Here is a 19719-nt window from a genome sequence, read left to right as displayed (position 1 = left end):
AAATGAATGGAGCATCGGACAATGATCGCAGACCGCGTGCGTGTCGAAGACGTAGAGACGCTATCGGACGACTGGTACGTCCTGAAGAAGACGACGTTCAGCTTTCTGAGAGCGGACGGAATGTGGCAGAGGCAGAGTCGGGAAACCTATGACCGCGGCAATGGTGCCGTCATCCTGCTTTATGACCTCGAGCGGCGCACGGTGGTGTTGACGAGGCAATTCCGCTACCCCGCCTTCGTAAACGGACATGACGACCTGCTGATCGAAGCGCCGGCCGGCTTGTTGGACGATGCCACGGCCGAAGTGCGCATCAAGGCCGAGGTGGAGGAGGAGACGGGATACCGGGCGGCGGACGTGCGGGAGGTGTTCGACGCCTTCATGAGCCCCGGTTCGGTAACTGAGCGGCTTCACTTCTTCGTCGGCTCCTACTGCGCCGCGGACAAGGTGGCTGAAGGCGGAGGAAACGCCGACGAAGGCGAGGACATCGAGCGCCTCGAGCCGACGATCGATGAAGCTCTGGAGATGATCGCGGACGGGCGCATTCGCGACGGAAAGACCATCATGCTGCTCCAGTATGCCGCGCTTAATCTTTTCGACGTCCGGAAGGACGCTGCCTGATGGAAGTGCGCCTTATCTTAGCTCAGCCGGCACTCGCGCTTTCGAAAACGAAGGCTGCAATGCGAACCGAAATTCAATTGGCGAAACGACTGCCTTCGCGAATCCCCGCACTTCTCATAGTTGGAACTCTATCTGGTTGCGGCGTTACAGGTGCTGATCCGACGGGGGCGGCGGCGATGATACAGTTCGAGGCGCATCGGCAGAAGAGCATGGAGATGCAGCGCCGGGCGACATCCGCAGAAGCAGCCGACGAACGCGAGGCTAACCTCCGAAACGCGATCCAGTTCTGCCGCCAGAACACTCAGGTAGAAGGCTGTCGGGACGTCGTGCGCGACGAGGCGAAGACGATGGAGACGATGCAGAAGATGCGTGCGATCGGATCCCGCTAGAGAAAATCGACCCTGGCGGTCAGCGGCGAAGGATCGACACGTTACCTCGCTGTACTAGGCCCCCGAACACCAGGCGAGAGCACAGTAAGAACACCTTGCAAGGTCTGCGGGTCGCGCGGAACCTCCTTGTTCCAACACCTCTGAGACGCTGCGCGGTGCGGTCCCCTGATCCGACGAATATCAGCCCAGACACATACGGCAGGAAACCTGGCCTGAAGAAGGCAATCATGATTTCACCGGCTATTACTCGAAGACAACATTGGCCGCGTCGAGCTCGACAGCTCAGGTGATGAAGGCAAGGAGCAGATGTGGTGCTGGAATGGCGGCTTTCCCCGAGCGTGCGCAGGCGTGCCGCAGCAGGGATGGGCTACGACGGCGCGGGAGGCCTCACGTAAAGCTGAAGGCAGCGGTCTTGCCAGACGACATGCATAGAAGAAAGAAAAGCGTGGCGCGCATCGGAAAGATCGCGCCGCGCTTTTTCTATTCGCCCTTCTTCTCTCCTTCCGTTGCCGGCTTGTCTGCTCTTCCTCATCGTCGGAGTGACCTGCCGCCATCTCCGGCGGCTTCGGATCGATTGGCGGAAGTCGTGCAGATGGACGGCTTCGAAATAGGGTCGTGGAACCGTAACCAGCCCGGTGAGGTTTGGGAAGAGAACGCAGGGCCGTTCGATCATGGAGGATCCAGATGCAGCCGCAACAGCGTCTTCAACACGCCATTCAGGTCGCGTCGGAGGCACATGGCGGGCAGATGGACAAGACTGGCCATCCTTATGTCGAGCATTGTCGACGTGTCGCCGACTTGGTTGCGACCGAGGAAGAACAAATCGTAGCCTACCTACACGACATCCCGGAAAAAGCGTCGGGCTGGACATTGGATCGGCTTAGACAGGAAGGATTTTCTTCTGCTGTCATCGCCGCCGTGGATGCGATGACCAAGCGGGTCGGTGAAGACGACGATGATTTTGTCCGGCGCGCCATTGCGAACCCGATCGCCCGGGCCGTAAAGAAGGCCGATCTCGAAGACAATCTTGTTCAGGCCGAGGAGGCTGGTCTGGAGACCGCGAAGTACCTGCGCGGACTGGAAATCATTCAGCGGGGAAAAGCCTGAAGTCTCCAGCCGGGATGGCCGAGGTATCGTCGGAGGCGATGAAGGAGCGGTGAGGAACCTACGTCAACGCACGTCGATCCCGAGTAAACGTTCGCATTCTCTTGGCTGAGCGATGGGTTCGATGCGGTTCGCTACACGACAGGATCAACACGCTTTTTATGATAGCCCCTGCTGCCGTCGAGAAGCGTGTGGGTATAGGAGTGCTCAACATTTCCGCTGAGCAAAGCATCTCTCGAGGCGATTTCCACGAACATCCCGCCCTGCATGACAGCGACGCGATTGCAGAGGTGAGCAATGACCGCCATATCGTGACTGACGAGAATGTAGGTCAGCTTTTCCCTTTCGCGCAGGTCCTTCAACAGGTTGAGGATCTCGGCCTGGATGGACACGTCGAGTGCGGATGTCGGCTCGTCGAGGAGAAGAACGCGCGGCTTCAGGATCAGGGCGCGTGCGATTGCGACACGCTGGCGCTGACCGCCCGAGAGCTGATGCGGAAAACGATGATAGAAGGATGCGGGCAGGCCGACGTCACGCAACGCCTGCTCTACGCGCTCCCTGCGCCGGTCGATGCCATGAATCTCGAGGGGTTCGAGAAGCGTACGGCCGATCGTGTGACGCGGGTGAAGCGAGCCGAAAGGGTCCTGAAAAACCATCTGCTGCTTGGCGAGCTGCGATTTTGAGCGCTTGGCGGCGATTGCCTCTCCATCAAGCGCAATCGAGCCATCCCACGCTTTGATCCTGCCCGCCAACGCGCCGAGAACAGTGGATTTGCCGCATCCGCTTTCACCGACGAGGCCGAAGGTCTCGCCCGGAGCGACGTCGAAGGAGACATCCTTGACCACCTGTTTGGCGGAGTGGCCGCTGCCGAAGGAAACGGCAAGATTTTTGACTGATATCATCATGCTCATGCCTCCGCCCAGCTCGGGTCCCGCCTCAAGATCTCAAGGCGGTCTCGAGGGTGGTCGAGGCTCGGCAGCGCCTGCAGAAGACCCCGTGTATAGGGATGGGTTGCCTCTTCGAGCTTTGCAGCTTCAAGCTCTTCGACGATACGTCCGGCATACATGATGATCACCCGGTCGCAGAAGCTCTTCACCAGGTTGAGGTCGTGCGAGATAAAGATCAGGCCGATGTTGCGCTCGGTGATCAGATCGTCGAGGATCGACAGAACCTGCTGGCGCACGGTCACGTCGAGAGCCGAGGTCGGCTCGTCGGCGATGATCAGCGATGGGGAGGAAATCAGCATCATCGAGATCATGATGCGCTGTCCCATGCCGCCGGAGACTTCATGCGGATAAAGATTGAAGACGCGCTCCGGATCGCGAATGTTGACCCGCTCCAGCATGGCGAGTGTGCGTGCTCGCGCTTCGCGGCGGCCGACGCGTTCATGCAGAATGACGGTTTCGGCGATCTGCTCGCCGACCGTCATGACCGGGTTGAGCGAATATTTCGGGTCCTGCAGGATCATTGAAATGCGCCGCCCACGGATCGCGCGCATATCGGCCTCGCTGGCGCGTACGAGATCGACATCCTCGAAGCGCATTTCGTCCGCGACTACTTTGGCAGTGGCCGGCTGCAGCCGCATGATGGCGCGTCCGGTCGTGCTCTTTCCAGAACCGGATTCGCCGATGATGCCGACTTTTTCGCGCCCGACGGAAAATGAGACATTCTTTACGGCCGTCACGACGCCCGAAAGGGTCGGGAATTGGACCGACATGTTTTTGACCGAAAGGATCGGCTGGGATTGATCAGGCATTTCGGGGATCCATGATGTCGCGCAGGCCATCGCCCAGAAGATTGAAGGCAAGGCTGACCACGAGGATTGCAATGCCCGGAACCGTCGTCAGCCACCAGGCATCGAGTAGATATTGCCGGCCCGACGCTGCCATCGCACCCCATTCCGGCATCGGCGGCTGGGCGCCGAGACCGAGGAAGCCGAGGCCGGCCGCCGTCAGGATGACGCTCGACATGTTGAGCGTCAGTCGAATGATGATCGAGGGAGCACAGAGCGGCACGATGTGATGGAGCAGGATGCGACCCATGCCGGCGCCTTGCAGTTCCGCGGCGACGACGAAGTCGGCAGCGCGAAATGTCAGCGTCTCGGCGCGCGCCAATCGGGCGATCGGCGGCCAAACCGTCAGCGCAATGGCGATGACGGCATTTTCGATGCCTGGCCCGAGGGCTGCAGAAAAGGCCAATGCCAGAACAAGGCTCGGGAAGGACAGAAAAATATCGGTGATGCGCATCAACACGACATCGATCCAGCCACCGAGATAGCCGGCAGTCGCACCGATTACAAAGCCGATCGGCGCAACGATGATGGTCACCAGAATGCTGATATAGAGCGTTGTGCGTGCGCCATAGACGAGACGCGAATAGACGTCGCGGCCGAACTCGTCGGTTCCGAACCAGTTGGTCGCCGACGGCGGTCTCAGCGCCGTCGTCAGATCCTGGGCAATAGGGTCGTGATTGGCAAGGAGCGGCGCGAAGGCAGCGACGAGCACCAGCGCGAGCACGACCAGAAAGCCGGCAAAAGCCAGCGGATTGGCAAGCAGGTTCAGCCACAGGACATAGGCCTTGTGGAAGCGCGCTTGCCGGGTCGAGGAAAATTCCTCGTTGATCAGCCAATTGTGGAGATCGTTGAAATAGCGTGTCGCCATGATGTCACCGGGTGCGCGGATCGAGGAAGCGGTAGGCGATGTCGGACAGCAGGTTGATGACGATCGAAATGATGCCGATCAGGAGCACGCTGCCAAGGATCGCGTTCATGTCCGCGAAGAACAGCGCGGAGGTCAGATATTGCCCGAGGCCGGGCCAGGCAAAGACGGTCTCGATGAGGACCGTGCCATCCAGCAGGCCACAATAGGCAAGGGCAACGATGGTCAAAAGCTGCACCCGGATGTTGCGGAAGGCATGACGCCAGACGATGGCGCGCTGGTCGAGACCCTTTGCCTTCGCCGTCAGCACATATTCTTGCCGAAGCTGTTCCAGCATGAAGCTGCGGCTCATGCGGCTGAGATAGGCCATGGCCGCGTAACCGAGGATCAGGGCAGGGGCTGTGACATGCAGCAAGGCATCCCGGAAAACCTCCCATTCGCCGGCAATGATCGCATCGACGAGGATGGAGTTGGTTGGCCCTTCGACCAGTCCTTCATTATAGACGTCCAGTCGGCCGCTGCCGGGAATGAGCCCGAACTTGGCGTAAAAGACCAGGATGACGATGGTGCCGAGCCAGAAAATCGGCGTTGAATGCCCAAGCAGCCCGACGACACGCGCGAGATGATCGACCCATGTTCCCTTGCGAACGGCAGAGACGATGCCGAGCGGAATGCCGAGGCCCGCGCCGATGATCGTTGCGAGCGTCGCAAGCTCCAGTGTCGCCGGGAAAACCCGGGCAAGGTCACTTGCCACGGGATTCTTGGTCACATGGGACTGGCCGAAATTCAGGTGAACGACATTGCTGAGATAGGTCGCGAACTGGACATAGAGCGGCTGGTCCAGCCCCATCTCCTTGTGGACCCGCTCGTAGGTCGCCTGGTCGGCCTGGTCGCCGATGACAGCAATGACCGGATCGGCAGGGACCATGCGGCCGACGACGAAGGTGATGATCAGCAGGCCGAGCAACGTCGTCAGGATGACGCTGAAGGATGTTGCCACCTTCTTCACCGCATCGAGCACGGCTACTCCGCCGCCCGATGCGGCCCCGGATGTTTGTGAGATGCTCACGTCATTCTCCCTTGGAAGGAGGTCACTCGCCCTTGGAAACCGTGTCCCAGCGCGTCAGCCATGTCGAATGGCCGAGATAGCCCTTTACCTCCTTGCGAACCGCCTTTGCGTCGGTGCGCAGGAAGGAGGTGATCAGCGGCGGAGACGATTCGAGATAGGCCTTGTTGATCTTCGCGTAGAGATCGGCCCGCTTCTGCTGGTCGGTCTCGTGGGCGGCTGCAGTCACCATATCCTGAATGTCCTTCGGCACATCCCAGGCGGTGCGCCAGGCGTTCAGGCCGGTAAGCTTGGCATCGTCGGAATTGTTGGCATTGGTCGCATAGGACTGGAGGATCGCGTGAGGATCCGGCAGGCGTTCACCCGATCGTGCCGAAAAGATCTCGAATTCACGCGTGCGGAACTTGCCGATATGGTCGCCGCCCTGAAGATCGAGCTTGACGCCGGCCTTTGCGGCGTTGGCCTGCAGCGACTGTGCAACCTCATATTCCGGGGTGACCGGCGTTGCGTAATAGACCTTCGAGAAACCGTTCGGATAGCCGGCTTCAGTGAGCAGCTGCTTGGCCTTCTCGATGTCGAGCTTGTAGGGATTGACCTCACTTGCACCCGGCAGGCCGGCCGGAATGATCGTCTGCTGCTTGATGCCGTAATATTTCATGACGGTGTTGGCGAGGCCGTCATAGTCGATCAGGTAGCGGAAGGCTTCGCGAACCTTGGGATTGGACAGAGTCTCGTCCTTCTGGTTCAAGGCGAGATAATAGAAGCCGAAGCCCGGCGTCTTCTGGATATCGGCCTTGCCGCCCGCTTCGATCGCCGCGAGGTCGGTGGAGGAAAGACGCGTCGCGACATCGACGTCGCCAGCCTCGAGCTGCAGGCGCTGGCCGGAGGATTCCGGCATGTGGCGCAGCACGACGCGGCGCATTTTCGGAGCACCCTGCCAGTAATCCTTGTTGGCATCGGCGATTAGCAGGTCATTGACGCGCCAGGTCCGCAGCGCATAGGGGCCAGAGCCTGCGTCGTTGGCCTGCAGGAACTCGCGCCCCATATCGCCGTCCTTTTCATGCTCGACAAGGAACTTGCTGTCCAGGATCGAGGTCGAGAAGCTCGCCAGCGAATAGAGGATGAGGTTGGGGTTCCAGAGGCTGGGCGTCTGGATGACCACGGTGCTGTCGTCGCTCGCCTTGATCAGATCGTCGACATTCTTGTCCGTAAAGCCCCATTGGCGAAGGTCGACGGATGGCGCGAGCCCCAATTTGACGAGACGCCGCAGCGACCATTCGACGTCCTTTGCCGTCAGCGGATTGCCGGAATGGAACTTGATGCCGGGGCGGATCTTGAATGTGAAGGTCTTGCCGTCCGGCGAGACGTTCCAGCTCTCGGCGACACCCGGAGCCGGCTTGGTGATGTCGTTGGCCGGCAGCACGATCAGCCGCTCATAAAGGTTCGCGACAATTTCTGCTGCTTCCAACTGGTTGATTTCATTAGGATCGAGACCGCGCATCGACGACATGTTCGTGGCGATGACCAACTGGTCCTTCGGGGTGGCTGCGGCCGCAGCCAGTGGCATCATCAGGCTCGCGGCAACAAGAGCCGACGAGATCAATAGCCCGCGTCTTTGGATCTTCATTTTCTTCCTCCCAAGCATCTCTGCAATCGCATCAGAACGAATTTTGATATCGACATCGATCTGAAATCTGGTATATCAGATCTCACAAAACGATTTTGTCGTCAACGGGGGAATTTTCGGCTTATGGAAAATAGGATGGAGGGTGGGGCGGGCGACGACCGCATCGAAAAGATCGATCCGCGATTCCTGACGACCCTTCGTGATCATGTTCATAAGACGCTGCGAGCGGCGATCTTGTCAGGCCGCTTTCGCGCCGATGAGCGCGTGAACGAGCGCCAGCTCGCCGAGCAGCTTGGTGTTTCCACCACTCCGATCAAGGAGGCACTCCGGCAGCTCGAGACCGAAGGACTGGTTGAAACCCTGCCGCGTCGTGGGGTGCTGATCAGGTTCAACGCCGGGTGGGCGGAGGAAATGATCCTGGCACGCGCCGCGCTGGAATCGATGATCGCCCATCTCGCCGCCAAGCGGATCACCCAGGAAGAAGCGGGGAAGCTCAGCGATACGGTCGCGTCGATGAAGGCGGCCACAGCCAATGGCGTTGCGGATGAACTCATTGCCCTGAATGAGACCTTTCACGAACAGATCCACATCGCCTCGCGCTGCCAGTACTTGTCTCGCATGATCGAGCGCCAGCAATTCTACGACGCGAGCATTCGCCGCGTCATTCATTCCGCCAACAAGGAGCGCGACAAGGCGCTGGCCGAACACACCGCCATCGCTGCCGCCATCGTCTCGAACGATAGCGAGAGGGCTGAGCGGGTGATGCGCGATCACGTCGTCCGCTCCGGGGAAACCTACCTCAACATCGTATTCAGGAAGAAAGAGGACATTTGACGTGACCGTGGCAATGGACAAGATTCGCAAGGCCCTGACGGGCATTTCCGGCGTTCCGGTGACCCCCTACAAGGCGGACGGCAGCATCGACCTCGCCAAGCTTTCCGCATTGATTGCGCGCCTCGCCAGCGCCCGGGTCCACAATCTGATGGCCGCCGGCAATACGGGCGAATTCTTCACGCTGACGATGGATGAGGTAAAGGCGGTTCACAGCGCAACAATCAAGGCCGCCGATGGCAAGGCTTTGATCAGCGCCGCAGTCGGGCGTTCGTTGACGGAAGCCAAGGCGCTCGCCCGTCACGCGATTGCCGAGGGCACCGATGCGATCATGGGTCACCACCCGATGGATCCCTTTGCCGGGCCGAGCTACCAGGCGAAATATTTCCTCGAACTTGCCGAGGCGTCCACCGTCCCTGTCATTGCCTATGTGCGCAGCGATACATTCTCCGTCGCTGATTTCCGCAAGCTTGCCCTGCATCAGAACATTGCCGGTATCAAGTTCGCTTCCGGCAACCTGATGCTGCTTGCCGAGGTCATTCGCTCGACGAAGGATGCGCCGGCGATCTGGGTCTGCGGCCTCGCCGAGGGCTGGGCACCGGCGTTCTATGCCACGGGTGCTCGCGGCTTTACCTCGGGGCTCGTCAACGTTTTCCCCGAGCGTTCGCATGCCATCCATCAGGCGTTGGAAGCCGGCGACTACGCCGCTGCCCGCGCTCTTATCGACGACATCGCCGGTTTCGAAGCGCTGCGCACCAAATATCTGAACGGCGCCAATGTCACTGTCGTCAAGGAGGCGCTCGGCATGCTCGGAACCGATGTCGGCCCTGTTCGCCTTCCCGGCGTTGAAAGTCTGACGGACGCGGAACGCGCGGAACTGCGCGCAATCGTCGACAATGTAAGCGGCAAGAACCGCGCCGCCTGAGGAAGAATGTCAATGCACATCACCGGCTTCAAGACCTACATGCAGCGCGTCGACGACCGGCCGCGACTGCTCCTGAAAATCGAAACGAGCGAAGGCATTTCCGGTTGGGGCGAGTGCTACAATCACGGCCCCGACTGGGCGCTGCCGCCGCTTTTCGACTACCTCTTCCATCAGATCGAAGGGGAGGACCCCCGCCGAGTGGAATTTCTTGTGCTGAAACTCAATCAGCAGTGCCGTTTTCCGCCGGGCGCCCTCGGGCTGGCGGCCATTTCGGCGATCGATCACGCGCTCTGGGATATTGCCGGCAAGGCCGCCGGCCTGCCTGTTTACATGCTGCTTGGCGGCAACGTTCGGGATCGGGTGCGCGTCTATTGTGGCGTCTATACCGCTCCGGACCCGCAGACGGCGCAGGACCAGACCCTGGAGCTGAACGAAAAATACGGCTACACGGCTTTCAAGCTCAGCCCTTTCCGCCGCGACCTGCATGCCGGCCGCTGGGGCGAGCTTGTGAAGGAAACCGGTGACTGGTTTGCCAAGATACGCGAGATTACGCCGTCGCATTTCGAATTCGCATTTGATGCCCATGCGAAGATCTTCGAGCCCTATCAAGCTGTTCAGCTTGCGGCGGCAATTGCGCCGAACGATCCGCTGTTCTACGAAGAGCCGATCCGGCCGGAACACATCCCGGCATGGGCGGAGCTGAAGTCGAAAGTTTCCGTTCCGCTGGCCACCGGGGAATCGCTCTACAATCGCTTCGAATTCCTGTCGCTGCTTTCAGCCCGCGGCGCCGATATCATCCAGCCGGACATATGCGTTGTCGGCGGCGTAACGGAAATGCGCAGGATCGCAACAATCGCTGAGGCACACTATGTAACCGTCGCGCCGCATAACCCGATGGGGCCGCTTGCGACGGCGGTCAACATCCACTTCTGCGCCGCGCAGCCGAACTTCAAGGTGCTTGAGTTCAAGCCCCATGTCCACGCGCCATGGGCGGCCGATCCGTATATGCCGGTCGACGGCCATATGGAATTGCGGCCCGACCGTCCGGGCTGGGGGCTGGAAATCGATGAAAAGGCGTTGCAGACGGAAGACTACATTCACTGGGAGCGGAAAATAACCCGCAAGCCGGACGGATCGACAGCCTATCCCTGACTGGTTCGGTCATTCGCGCCCGCCAGGCCGAGATCGCCCGCCTCGAAGTTCTCGACAACGGTAAGCCGTTTTCGGAGGCCGACTGGGATGTCGCCGAGGCGGCGGGCTGCTTCGATTTATATGCGGGGCTCGCCGAACGGCGTTGCCCCGGCGCGCCCTCGTAGTCGCTTCCGCGGATAAATCGAATGGCTCATGTGGTCGGATCAGCCGTGCAGTCTGCGCAGCATTGTTCCAAGCCGGCTCGCCGGCTCGCTTTCCTCAAGCCCTTTGGGGTGTCGGCAAGGGAAGTGGCTCCTCTTTCCGAACCTCACATCCGTCGGACTATAGCCGAATTCCCGCTTGAAAGCGCGGCTGAACTCCGTGCCGTCACTGAAGCAGCGCTGCTCGGCCAAATCTAGTATCCGGCGTTGGTCGCTAGGGTTCGCTAAAGCTGCATGGGCGTCGAGCAGGCGCCTATGCTGGATGTAATGCTTAACTCCGCCAAAAGCCTCAAACATCCGGTAAAGTCGCGAACGCGAAACCCCCAATTCTCGCTCGAGCGTTTGAGGCCCCAGGGTGGGGTCGAACAGCTTCGATTGTATGATTTTCTGCGCTCGCTCCAGCAGCGTTGTTGATATCGGATGACTTGCCATCTCAACGTTGCCGGCCGAAGGAGAGACACAAGCGAGCATCATTGCGCGCGTTGCCTCCACCAAGGCAGGAAGATCGGTTGGTTGGAGGAGCGGTAGCTGGTTGGCCAGCGCGATCATATAGTCATGGAATAACCGCGCCATGCCGCTTTCAAGTGTTGTGAATTCAGCTGCGCTCAAGGCCCGGGTTAAACGAGGGCAAAAGTCCCGCGGGACGAACAAGATGAGCATCTCGCTCGCCGTCAGACTGCCGTGGAAATTGCGCCCCATCGTATGGACCTGCGTGACCCCGGCAGTGCCACGGAATGTGCCGGTGTTGGTTTCGGTACAGGTTTCTCCGGAAAGCAAAACCGACAGGACGAAATGGTCAAGTGGCTCCCAGTGGAGGTGATGTATTGTGCTCTTGAATTGCAGGGGATCCGTTGTGACATGCGAAAACACAAGGCAGCCGAGGTCCCAGGTGGACAGCTGTCCAAAGAACCCCCTCGTCGTGTCACGCGTCGAACCGAGATCAACGATCGGGGCGAAATTGGCGCGCCACGCCTCGAACTGGCGGATCGTCGGTACAGCGTTCGTTACAAAATCAAAGGAAGAGAGATTTGGTGACTGCGGGGCGGTAACCGGTCCGGGAGCGCGGTTTTCCACCGCATTCCGTCCAGCCGCAAGTCGCGCTGGCTGAAAGGCCTTTTGTTGCGTCCCTATCTGGCAAACTGTCATGATACGCGCGCAGACCGAGCTGCGCTTTGAAAAGCGGAATTCGACATCGAAGGTCTCCAACCAAAATCTGCATTTCAACTGGATGTCTGGCCGTCTTGCGACACTCACGCCGGATTTCGGATCGTCTATTAGCATGATCGACTACAAACTACAATCTAGCCGGGCAGGGACAGCTTTACTATCGCCTGACAACGTACTCAGTTCCGTCGATTGCGGAGAAATCGTTGGTGCGATCTTGTATCGAAGGTAATTCGATGCCGGCTTTCGAGGTTTTTTGGGCTGTGTCGCAGCGAGCCGGTTTCTCGCCCTTAGGTCGCGACGATTGGCGCAATCTTGCTCACAAGAGGCACCTGTTGCTACCGTGCCAACAGATCGAAAGTCGACCTGCTTCGTGGACGGAGAGCATAGGTACGAGATTCCGTGCCATCACTGGGGCGTTGCGGATCAGGTAATGTGAGCTGATGGACGGCCGTTCGTGCCGTCGAAAATAGGCCCATCTGGATCGTCAGCCATGAAATCCTCTTCCGAACGCAAATTCTCGATGTGGACGCTGATGGCGATGTGCGTAGGGTCGATGGTCGGCGCTGGTATTTTTTCGCTTCCACAAGCTTTCGGACGTGCGACGGGGCCATTTGGTGCAATGATCGCTTGGGCGATCGCTGGCCTTGGCATGTTGATGCTCGCCTTCGTCTTTCAGACCCTGTCGCAACGTAAGCCAGATCTGGACGCCGGCATCTACGCCTATGCGAAAGCGGGTTTCGGCGACTATCTTGGATTCCTGTCCACGCTTGGCTACTGGTCCGCCGCCCTGCTCGGGAATGTTTCCTACTTTGTATTGATCAAGTCGACTCTTGGCCTCTTTTTCCCGATCTTCGGCGACGGGAATACGATTTTCGCCATTGCGACCTCGTCAGTGTTGCTGTGGACCGTTCACGCGCTGATCTTGCGTGGAATTCGCGGAGCGGCGTTGATCAATACGATCGTCACCTTCGCCAAAATCATCCCAATCATACTCTTCATTGTATTTGTCATTTACGGTTTCCAAGCCGACATCTTCGCGCTCAACTTTTGGGGAGGAGAAACCGTTACCTTCGGCAGCGTCGCGGGGCAGGTCCGCGCGACCATGCTGGTTACCGTATTCGTCTTCGTCGGCATTGAAGGCGCGAGCGTTTATTCTCGCTATGCCCGCAATCGCTCTGATGTCGGAATTGCGACATTGCTTGGCTTTGCGGGCGTGCTTTGTCTGCTCGTTCTCGTGACCATCCTCTCTTACGGCGTCATGCTTCGTGCCGATCTTGCCAATTTGCGCAATCCATCGATGGCGGGCGTGCTATCGGCCATCGTCGGCCCGTGGGGCACCCTCTTCGTCAGCGCCGGGCTGATGATCTCGGTTGGTGGGGCCTATCTCTCCTGGGTTCTGCTTGCCGCGGAAATTCTGTTCTCCGCTTCGAAATATGGGACGATGCCTCGATTTCTGCGGCGTGAAAACAGTGCCGGCGTGCCGTCGAACGCTCTGTGGTTGACCAATATTGTGGTGCAGGTCTTCCTGATCCTGTCACTATTTGCGCAATACGCGCTTCGCCTGGCTATCGAACTTACCAGTTCGATGATTCTGATTCCCTATTTTCTCGTCGCCGCCTATTCTTTTAAGCTTATCTTGACTGGCGAAACCTACGAAGGGGATTCCGCGAGCCGCCACCGCGAATTCGTGCGATCTGCATTAGCACTCACCTATACTTCCTTTCTTATCGCCGCTGCAGGTGGCACTCATCTGCTGCTTTCCGCCGCCATTTACGGACCCGGTTCCATCCTGTTCTTAATGGCACGTCGAGAGCAGAAACTTCCTGTGTTTAAGCTGGCCGAAATCCCGGTGTTCATCGTTGCGGCCGCAGGCGCCATGATTGCCATTTACGCCCTCGCAACCGCTCGCATTTCGGTTTGAGGACAAGTCAAACCGAATGCAGACCGCGGTCGCAACTGTGCGAGAGTGCCAACAGACTGAAATGTCTCGACATATTTCGCTTCGGCCCGTGCGGCTCCAGGTATCCGCTTCTCAAAGTCGTTGTCGCAAACGCCGCGACTTAACGCATTGTTCGCTAATTTAGCAAATTTCGTCACTTTTAAACGCAAAGCATAGTTGTGAGATTCTGTGCGATCACGGCCACGGCGGAAGCATTTTATAGTGCGCTATAGGCCGTTCCCTGCAGCACGAATGTTCAAAAGGTCCGAACAACCTTCTTGAGAGGGCATCATGACTTCGGCTTCCACGCAAAAATTGTCCCTTTTCGCACTGACGTCCATGGTTGTCGGTTCGATGGTAGGCGCTGGTATATTCAACCTTCCAGGTCGTTTCGGGACGGCGACCGGGCCGTTCGGTGCGATCATAGCGTGGGCGATCGCGGGCACGGGCATGTATATGCTTGCGCGTGTGTTTCAGGCCCTGGCGGAGAAAAAGCCCGAGATCGACTCTGGCGTTTTTGCCTACGCCAAGGAGGGCTTCGGCAATTACATGGGCTTTCTTTCGGCCTTTGGATACTGGCTGGGAAGCTGCCTCGGCAACGTTTTCTATTGGGTGTTGATCGGCTCGACGCTAGGCCGGTTCTTCCCTGGGCTCTTCGGAGACGGGAGCACCATGATCGCCATCGTCGTTTCTCTCCTGGGAATATGGGCCTTCCATTTCATGATCCTGCGCGGCGTGGAGCAGGCGGCCTTCATCAACGTGATCGTCACGATTGCAAAGATCGTCCCGATCGTCGTCGCCATCCTGGCGATGATATTCGCGTTCAATTACACAGAGTTCTCCGCGAATTTTTTTGGCGGCGTACACATGCCCGAAAAATCGCTTTTCGCGCAGGTTCGTGACACGATGCTGATCACGGTCTTCGTCTTCCTGGGGATCGAAGGAGCGAGCGTCTATTCCCGCTTCGCCAAGACCCGTGCCGATGTCGGTACCGCGACCATTCTCGGCTTTGTCGGTGTGACCGGTCTGATGGTGGCGATCACTTTGCTTCCCTACGCTGCGATGCCGCGCGCAACGGTCGCGGGAGTCCAAAACCCCTCGCTCGCCGGCGTTCTGGAAGTCGTGGTCGGCCATTGGGGGGCGGTGTTCATTTCGGTCGGCGTGCTGGTATCGGTCCTTGGCGCCTATCTCGCATGGTCGCTGATCTGCGCCGAAGTGCTGTTTGCTGCTGCCAAATCTGCCGATATGCCGAGGCTATTTGCAGCGCAGAACGACAACAGGGTGCCGGCCAATGCGTTGTGGCTGACCAATATCGTCGTCTCACTGTTCGTGATCTCGACCTACTGGTCTCGCGATGCCTTCAATTTCATGCTCGACATGACGAGCGTGACGGCGCTTCTTCCCTATCTTCTGGTCGCAGGCTACGGCGTCCTGCTTGCACGTCGGGGCGAAGGCTATGAGGAAACGCCGGAGGAGCGCGGCCGCGACCAGATATTTGCCTGGATCGCGGTGATCTACACGATCGTGATGTTCATCGCCGCAGGGCTGAAATATGTCCTGCTCGTCAGCGTTTTATTCGTGCCGGGAACCATCCTTTACGTCTGGGCGCGGCGAGAGCAGAGAGTGACGCTTTTCACCAGCATCGAACTCATCGTTTTCGCCGTCACCGTGATTGCGGGCCTTGTCGGAGCTTATGGTCTGTTGAGCGGCACCATCACGCCTTGAGGACATAGGGAGGAAAATCCATGACACAGGAAATCACATTCGGTGTGCATTCCGAAGTTGGCCAACTGCGAAAGGTCCTGGTATGCGCGCCGGGGCGTGCCCATCAGCGTCTGACGCCGAGCAATTGCGACGCGCTCTTGTTCGACGATGTTCTCTGGGTCGATAATGCCAAGCGCGACCACTTCGACTTCATAACCAAAATGCGTGACCGCGGCGTCGACGTGGTCGAGATGCATAATCTGCTCGCCGAGACGGTTGCGCTCCCTGAGGCAAAGAAGTGGATTCTCGACAATCAGGTCGTCGCCAACCAGATCGGTCTCGGTCTGCTGAACGAAGTGCGATCCTATCTGGAAGGGCTTTCCGACCGGGATCTGGCCGAAACCCTGATCGGCGGCCTGTCGACATTCGAATTTCCGGAAGCTCTGGGCGGCGAGCAACTCGCCCTGATCCGTGATGCCGCCGGTGTCAACGAATATCTGCTGCCGCCGCTGCCGAACACGCTCTATACGCGTGATACGACCTGCTGGATCTATGGCGGTGTAACGTTGAACGCGCTTTACTGGCCAGCGCGTCATGAGGAGACGATCCTTACTACTTCTATTTACAAGTTTCATCCCGACTTCGCCGGCAAGGTCAACGTCTGGTGGGGAGATCCAACGAAGGATTGGGGTCTTGCCACGATCGAAGGCGGCGATGTCATGCCAATTGGCAAGGGTAACGTCCTCATCGGCATGAGTGAGCGCACCTCCCGACAGGCGATCGGTCAGGTGGCAAAAGCACTATTCGAGAAAGGTGCTGCCGAGCGCGTTATCGTTGCGGCCATGCCGAAGCTGCGCGCGGCCATGCATCTCGACACGGTATTCACCTTTGCGGACCGCGACTGCGTGCTTCTCTATCCTGATATCGTCAACAATATCGAAGCCTTCTCCTATCGTCCCGACGGCAATGGCGGCATCGAACTGCGCAAGGACAAGGGCTCTTTCGTCGAAACCGTGCGCGACGCGCTCGGATTGAAGACGATGCGTGTCGTCGAGACCGGCGGAAACGACTATATGCGCGAACGAACCCAGTGGGACAGCGGCGCCAATCTGGTCTGCGCGTCACCCGGCGTCGTCTATGCCTACGACCGCAATACCTACACCAATACCTTGCTGCGCAAGCAGGGCATCGAGGTGATCACGATCACAGGCGCGGAGCTTGGGCGTGGGCGCGGCGGCGGCCATTGCATGACATGCCCTATCGCTCGTGACGCGGTCGACTACTGATCGTGGCCGAAAAACCTGGCTTTCTTATCCGGAATCCTTGGGTTTGTGCCCAGGTCAAGGCGCCTGCCTGTGGTCTGGAGCGCTCGCTTCGGGAAGCATCGCCTCTCGAACGGCACGGGATGGTCATGTCGGAGACGCACCGTTTCAGTGAGATATCTTCGGGGGCATGCCATGTTTAGAGTTGGTAGGAAATATGGCCACCTTGTCCACGATGCCGGTTGCGGTTGCGCAAATCGCGATCTTCAGCAGCGATCCCGCTACCTCGGCGAATATTCGCGACGAACATTCCTGGCCGGCATCGGATCGATTGCCGTTGCGGGTGCGGTACCCCGAGCAGGCAACGCGCAAACTTCAAAGCGGCCCTCAAAAATACTTCTGAACCAGATCCGGCTTTTCGACGGCAAATCCAATACCTTGCAGAACGGCTCGCAGGTCCTGGTGGAAGAAGGTAGGATCATCGCGATCGATGCCGCAAACAATCCGCCGCCCGCCGATGCAATCATAATCGCCTGCAACGATCGTGTCTTGATGCCAGGCATGATCGACGCGCATTGGCACACGATTTACGCCGCGGTTCCCCTGCAGGTCCTTTTGACCGGCGATCCCGGCATGATCTTTGCCGCTTCCACCGCCGAAGCCGAACACACCTTGATGCGGGGTTTTACCACTATTCGCGATCTCGGCGGGCCGGTCTTCACATTCAAACAGGCCATCGATGCCGGCATCATTCCGGGTCCGCGCATTTTCCCCTCGGGGGCAATGATCACGACGTCGGGCGGTCACGGTGACCTGCGCATGCCGTTCGAAATTCCTCCGAGAGATGGTCAGCTCAGTCTCAGCGAATTGATGGGAAGCGCTGCCATCGTCGATGATGTCGGAGGCTTGAAACGTCGCGTGCGCGAGCAGCTTCTTCAAGGCGCATCGCAGGTCAAGATTGTCGGAGGGGGAGGGGTGTCGTCTCCGCGAAGCCCGCTCGACATGAGTACGTTCAGCGAGGAGGAGATCCGCGCAGCCGCGGATGTGGCGCGGGACTGGAACACCTATGTAACGGTTCATGCCTATGCATCCCATACCGTCCGGCGCGCGATCGACGCGGGAGTGGCATGTATCGAACATGCCCACCTCATGGATGAAGAGACGGCAAGGATGTTTGCCGACAGGAATATCTGGCTCAGCACTCAACCGTTCCTGTCGATCGAAGATGCTGCCTCACAGACCGGCGTGGGTGCCGAGCGCGCAGCGCAGATTTTCATCGGAACACCAAAGATCTACGGATACGCGAAAAAATACGGGATCAAGACGGCCTGGGGGTCGGATCTCCTGTTTTCGCCGGAATTGACGCCTCGCCAGAACGTCATGCTCACGCATCTGAGCAACTGGTACTCCAACGCCGAGGCGTTGCGCATGGCGACATCGGGCAATGCAAGTCTTCTGACGCTCTCCAACCTGCGCACGCCCTATTCGGGCAGTTTGGGTGTCATCGAAAAGGGAGCCTTTGCCGATATCCTCGTCTGGGACGGCAATCCGCTCGACGACATCAAGATGATCGAGGAACCCGAGAAAAACCTGAAGCTCGTCATGAAGGACGGCCAGATTTTCAAGAATACACTCTGAGGTACCCACTCGAGGACGATGATGCGGGCTGGACGCCAACGAGCAGTTTCTTCGGCCGAAGTCGTGATTGCGGTGCTTGTCGTGATCGCTCTGTTGCCGGCGAGCGCGCCGGTGATTGCGCCACTGGCATTCGCGCTCCTGGCAATAGCCCTTCTGTGGCCGGTCCAACACGGCATGCAGGCATTCCTTCCAAAATACGTCGCGCTTCTGGCGACCTTGACCGTTGTGATGATCGCCCTTCTTGCGTTTGCCTGGATCTTCTCTTGGTCCTTCGGCCGTGTCGGCGGATGGATGATCAGCAATGCCGCCCGCTTTCAACAACACTATGATGAAGTTCGTCAGTGGCTGGAGGAACAGGGTATCGACGTCGATGTGCTCTGGGCCAACAATGTTGGCACAGCCTCAGTCGTGCGCATGGTTCAAACCGTGACGACCCGCCTCAACAGCACGTTCAGCTTCTGGTTGGTCGCTCTGACTTACTTGCTTCTCGGAGTGATGGAAGTTGAGGGTTTTGCCAGTCGCCTCAAAACAATGCCTTATCCTGTGGCGCGGCAATTGCTTCTCGATGGCAGCCGGCAGACGGCAGAAAAGCTTCGCCGCTACATGAGGATCCGGACGATCATGAGCATCGTAACGGGCCTCGTCGTCTGGGGTTTCACCAGTGCTTTCGGACTTCCCCTCGCAAAGGAATGGGGCGCCATCGCCTTCGTTCTGAATTACATACCCTTTATCGGACCGCTCGTGGCAACGCTGCTTCCTACCGCCTTTGCCCTCATTCAGTTCGACAACTGGCAATCGGCGCTTACCCTGTTCCTGGGGCTCAACCTCATCCAATTCACGCTTGGCAGCTACATCGAGCCTCGCGTATCAGGCAATGCTCTCTCCCTTTCACCGGTCGTCGTGCTGTTTTCCGTTTTTGCCTGGGGTTATCTATGGGGGATCTTCGGCGCATTCATCGGAGTACCCATCTCGATCGCGCTGGTGACGTTCTGCCGCAATCATCCATCCAGCCGGTGGGTATCCGAACTTCTCGGACGCGACAGCGAAGACGATCATGGTGATGACTCAGGCTGAAACGGCGCCAGCGAAATGAATGTTCACCGCCCGACGCATATATAGCCGCGAGCACCGTAAAAACATATGCCGCCCCGACTGCCGCCACCGCTCGAAACGCGGTCGAGGAAGCGCGAGTTGACCCAACCGCTGCGGGAATACCGGGAGCGGACATTACACCATCTGCGCGACGAAGAGCAGCGGTCAATGGTCACTCTATCTCCCCTTCGTAACTGACCAACGACGCGAAACGAGGTGCCGGGTCCCGATCGCACTTGAACTGTGCCGGTCACCTGCGCCGAAGCAGCGTCTGCCGGAGCAACTTCCGCCAACGTTAAGACAACTGTGAAAAAGGCGACTGTCGCCATGTGCAGGACGTTCATGGAA

At 58.7% G+C, this 19719-nt stretch carries 18 protein-coding genes and 1 pseudogene; 12 read left to right on the top strand and 7 right to left on the bottom strand.

The window, feature by feature from the left end:
* Positions 1-21: 21 nt before the first annotated feature.
* The 3 genes from FHX06_RS20520 (at position 22) to FHX06_RS20510 (ending at position 2114) form a co-directional block, all read left to right on the top strand.
* Positions 22-618 (top strand): NUDIX domain-containing protein, encoded by a 597-nt coding sequence (locus FHX06_RS20520; RefSeq protein WP_183880663.1) that lies wholly within the window; start codon positions 22-24, stop codon positions 616-618.
* Positions 618-1007 carry a hypothetical protein gene (locus FHX06_RS20515; RefSeq protein ID WP_112970557.1) on the top strand — a complete coding sequence of 130 codons (390 nt, stop codon included), beginning with the start codon at positions 618-620 and terminating at the stop codon, positions 1005-1007. The genes FHX06_RS20520 and FHX06_RS20515 overlap by 1 nt, the downstream gene beginning before the upstream one ends.
* Positions 1008-1691: 684 nt before the next feature.
* The gene (locus FHX06_RS20510; protein ID WP_113212746.1) at positions 1692-2114 is read left to right on the top strand and encodes an HD domain-containing protein; all 423 of its coding nucleotides are present in this window, start codon (positions 1692-1694) and stop codon (positions 2112-2114) included.
* A 131-nt stretch (positions 2115-2245) separates the two neighbouring features.
* On the opposite strand, the gene FHX06_RS20505 is transcribed toward FHX06_RS20510, so the two are convergent.
* Genes FHX06_RS20505 through FHX06_RS20485 form a run of 5 tightly spaced genes read right to left on the bottom strand, consistent with a single transcriptional unit; the run spans position 2246 to position 7461 of the window.
* Complete coding sequence (locus FHX06_RS20505; protein ID WP_113212747.1) at positions 2246-3016, bottom strand: ABC transporter ATP-binding protein; 771 nt, start codon at positions 3014-3016, stop codon at positions 2246-2248.
* Between the two features lie 2 nt (positions 3017-3018).
* The gene (locus FHX06_RS20500) at positions 3019-3867 is read right to left on the bottom strand and encodes an ABC transporter ATP-binding protein (RefSeq protein WP_113212748.1); all 849 of its coding nucleotides are present in this window, start codon (positions 3865-3867) and stop codon (positions 3019-3021) included.
* The gene (locus FHX06_RS20495; RefSeq protein WP_112970552.1) at positions 3860-4771 is read right to left on the bottom strand and encodes an ABC transporter permease; all 912 of its coding nucleotides are present in this window, start codon (positions 4769-4771) and stop codon (positions 3860-3862) included. Before FHX06_RS20495 ends, FHX06_RS20500 begins: the two co-directional genes overlap by 8 nt.
* A gap of 4 nt (positions 4772-4775) precedes the next feature.
* Positions 4776-5837, bottom strand: a complete 1062-nt coding sequence (locus tag FHX06_RS20490) for an ABC transporter permease (RefSeq protein ID WP_183880661.1) — start codon at positions 5835-5837, stop codon at positions 4776-4778.
* A 22-nt stretch (positions 5838-5859) separates the two neighbouring features.
* Positions 5860-7461 (bottom strand): ABC transporter substrate-binding protein, encoded by a 1602-nt coding sequence (locus tag FHX06_RS20485; protein ID WP_113212750.1) that lies wholly within the window; start codon positions 7459-7461, stop codon positions 5860-5862.
* 135 nt (positions 7462-7596) lie between these two features.
* On the opposite strand from FHX06_RS20485, the gene FHX06_RS20480 reads away from it, so the two are divergent.
* The 4 genes and pseudogenes from FHX06_RS20480 to FHX06_RS20465 all read left to right on the top strand — a co-directional run.
* Entirely contained in the window at positions 7597-8295 is a 699-nt protein-coding gene (locus FHX06_RS20480) for a GntR family transcriptional regulator (protein WP_183880705.1), read from the top strand.
* 13 nt (positions 8296-8308) lie between these two features.
* Positions 8309-9217, top strand: a complete 909-nt coding sequence (locus FHX06_RS20475; protein ID WP_183880703.1) for a dihydrodipicolinate synthase family protein — start codon at positions 8309-8311, stop codon at positions 9215-9217.
* 12 nt (positions 9218-9229) lie between these two features.
* Positions 9230-10369: a mandelate racemase/muconate lactonizing enzyme family protein gene (locus FHX06_RS20470; RefSeq protein ID WP_037109672.1), complete on the top strand. Its 1140-nt coding sequence runs from the start codon at positions 9230-9232 to the stop codon at positions 10367-10369.
* Positions 10370-10380: 11 nt separating this feature from the next.
* Positions 10381-10509: pseudogene (locus tag FHX06_RS20465) on the top strand (aldehyde dehydrogenase family protein); the annotation flags it as partial.
* A gap of 63 nt (positions 10510-10572) precedes the next feature.
* On the opposite strand, the gene FHX06_RS20460 reads toward FHX06_RS20465, so the two are convergent.
* Positions 10573-11850, bottom strand: coding sequence for a helix-turn-helix domain-containing protein (locus FHX06_RS20460; RefSeq protein WP_246715596.1), 1278 nt, complete (start codon positions 11848-11850; stop codon positions 10573-10575).
* A 376-nt stretch (positions 11851-12226) separates the two neighbouring features.
* On the opposite strand from FHX06_RS20460, the gene FHX06_RS20455 reads away from it, so the two are divergent.
* The 5 genes from FHX06_RS20455 to FHX06_RS20435 all read left to right on the top strand — a co-directional run bounded on the left by FHX06_RS20455 (position 12227) and on the right by FHX06_RS20435 (position 19353).
* Positions 12227-13657 carry a basic amino acid/polyamine antiporter gene (locus tag FHX06_RS20455; RefSeq protein ID WP_183880659.1) on the top strand — a complete coding sequence of 477 codons (1431 nt, stop codon included), beginning with the start codon at positions 12227-12229 and terminating at the stop codon, positions 13655-13657.
* A 309-nt stretch (positions 13658-13966) separates the two neighbouring features.
* A complete protein-coding gene (locus FHX06_RS20450; protein WP_112542678.1) occupies positions 13967-15400 on the top strand; it encodes a basic amino acid/polyamine antiporter in 1434 nt (477 codons plus the stop codon).
* 20 nt (positions 15401-15420) lie between these two features.
* Positions 15421-16665 (top strand): arginine deiminase, encoded by a 1245-nt coding sequence (gene arcA / locus FHX06_RS20445; RefSeq protein WP_112542677.1) that lies wholly within the window; start codon positions 15421-15423, stop codon positions 16663-16665.
* A 171-nt stretch (positions 16666-16836) separates the two neighbouring features.
* Complete coding sequence (locus FHX06_RS20440) at positions 16837-18279, top strand: metal-dependent hydrolase family protein (protein ID WP_183880656.1); 1443 nt, start codon at positions 16837-16839, stop codon at positions 18277-18279.
* A gap of 21 nt (positions 18280-18300) precedes the next feature.
* Positions 18301-19353, top strand: coding sequence for an AI-2E family transporter (locus tag FHX06_RS20435; RefSeq protein ID WP_183880654.1), 1053 nt, complete (start codon positions 18301-18303; stop codon positions 19351-19353).
* Positions 19354-19376: 23 nt separating this feature from the next.
* On the opposite strand, the gene FHX06_RS36315 is transcribed toward FHX06_RS20435, so the two are convergent.
* Complete coding sequence (locus tag FHX06_RS36315) at positions 19377-19700, bottom strand: SH3 domain-containing protein (protein WP_409564431.1); 324 nt, start codon at positions 19698-19700, stop codon at positions 19377-19379.
* Positions 19701-19719: the final 19 nt, after the last annotated feature.

Origin of the sequence: Rhizobium sp. BK512 (assembly GCF_014194915.1) — a bacterium.
Lineage (GTDB): Bacteria > Pseudomonadota > Alphaproteobacteria > Rhizobiales > Rhizobiaceae > Rhizobium.
Note: the sequence above shows the minus strand (reverse complement) of the source record. Positions and strands in the feature narration are given on the sequence as shown.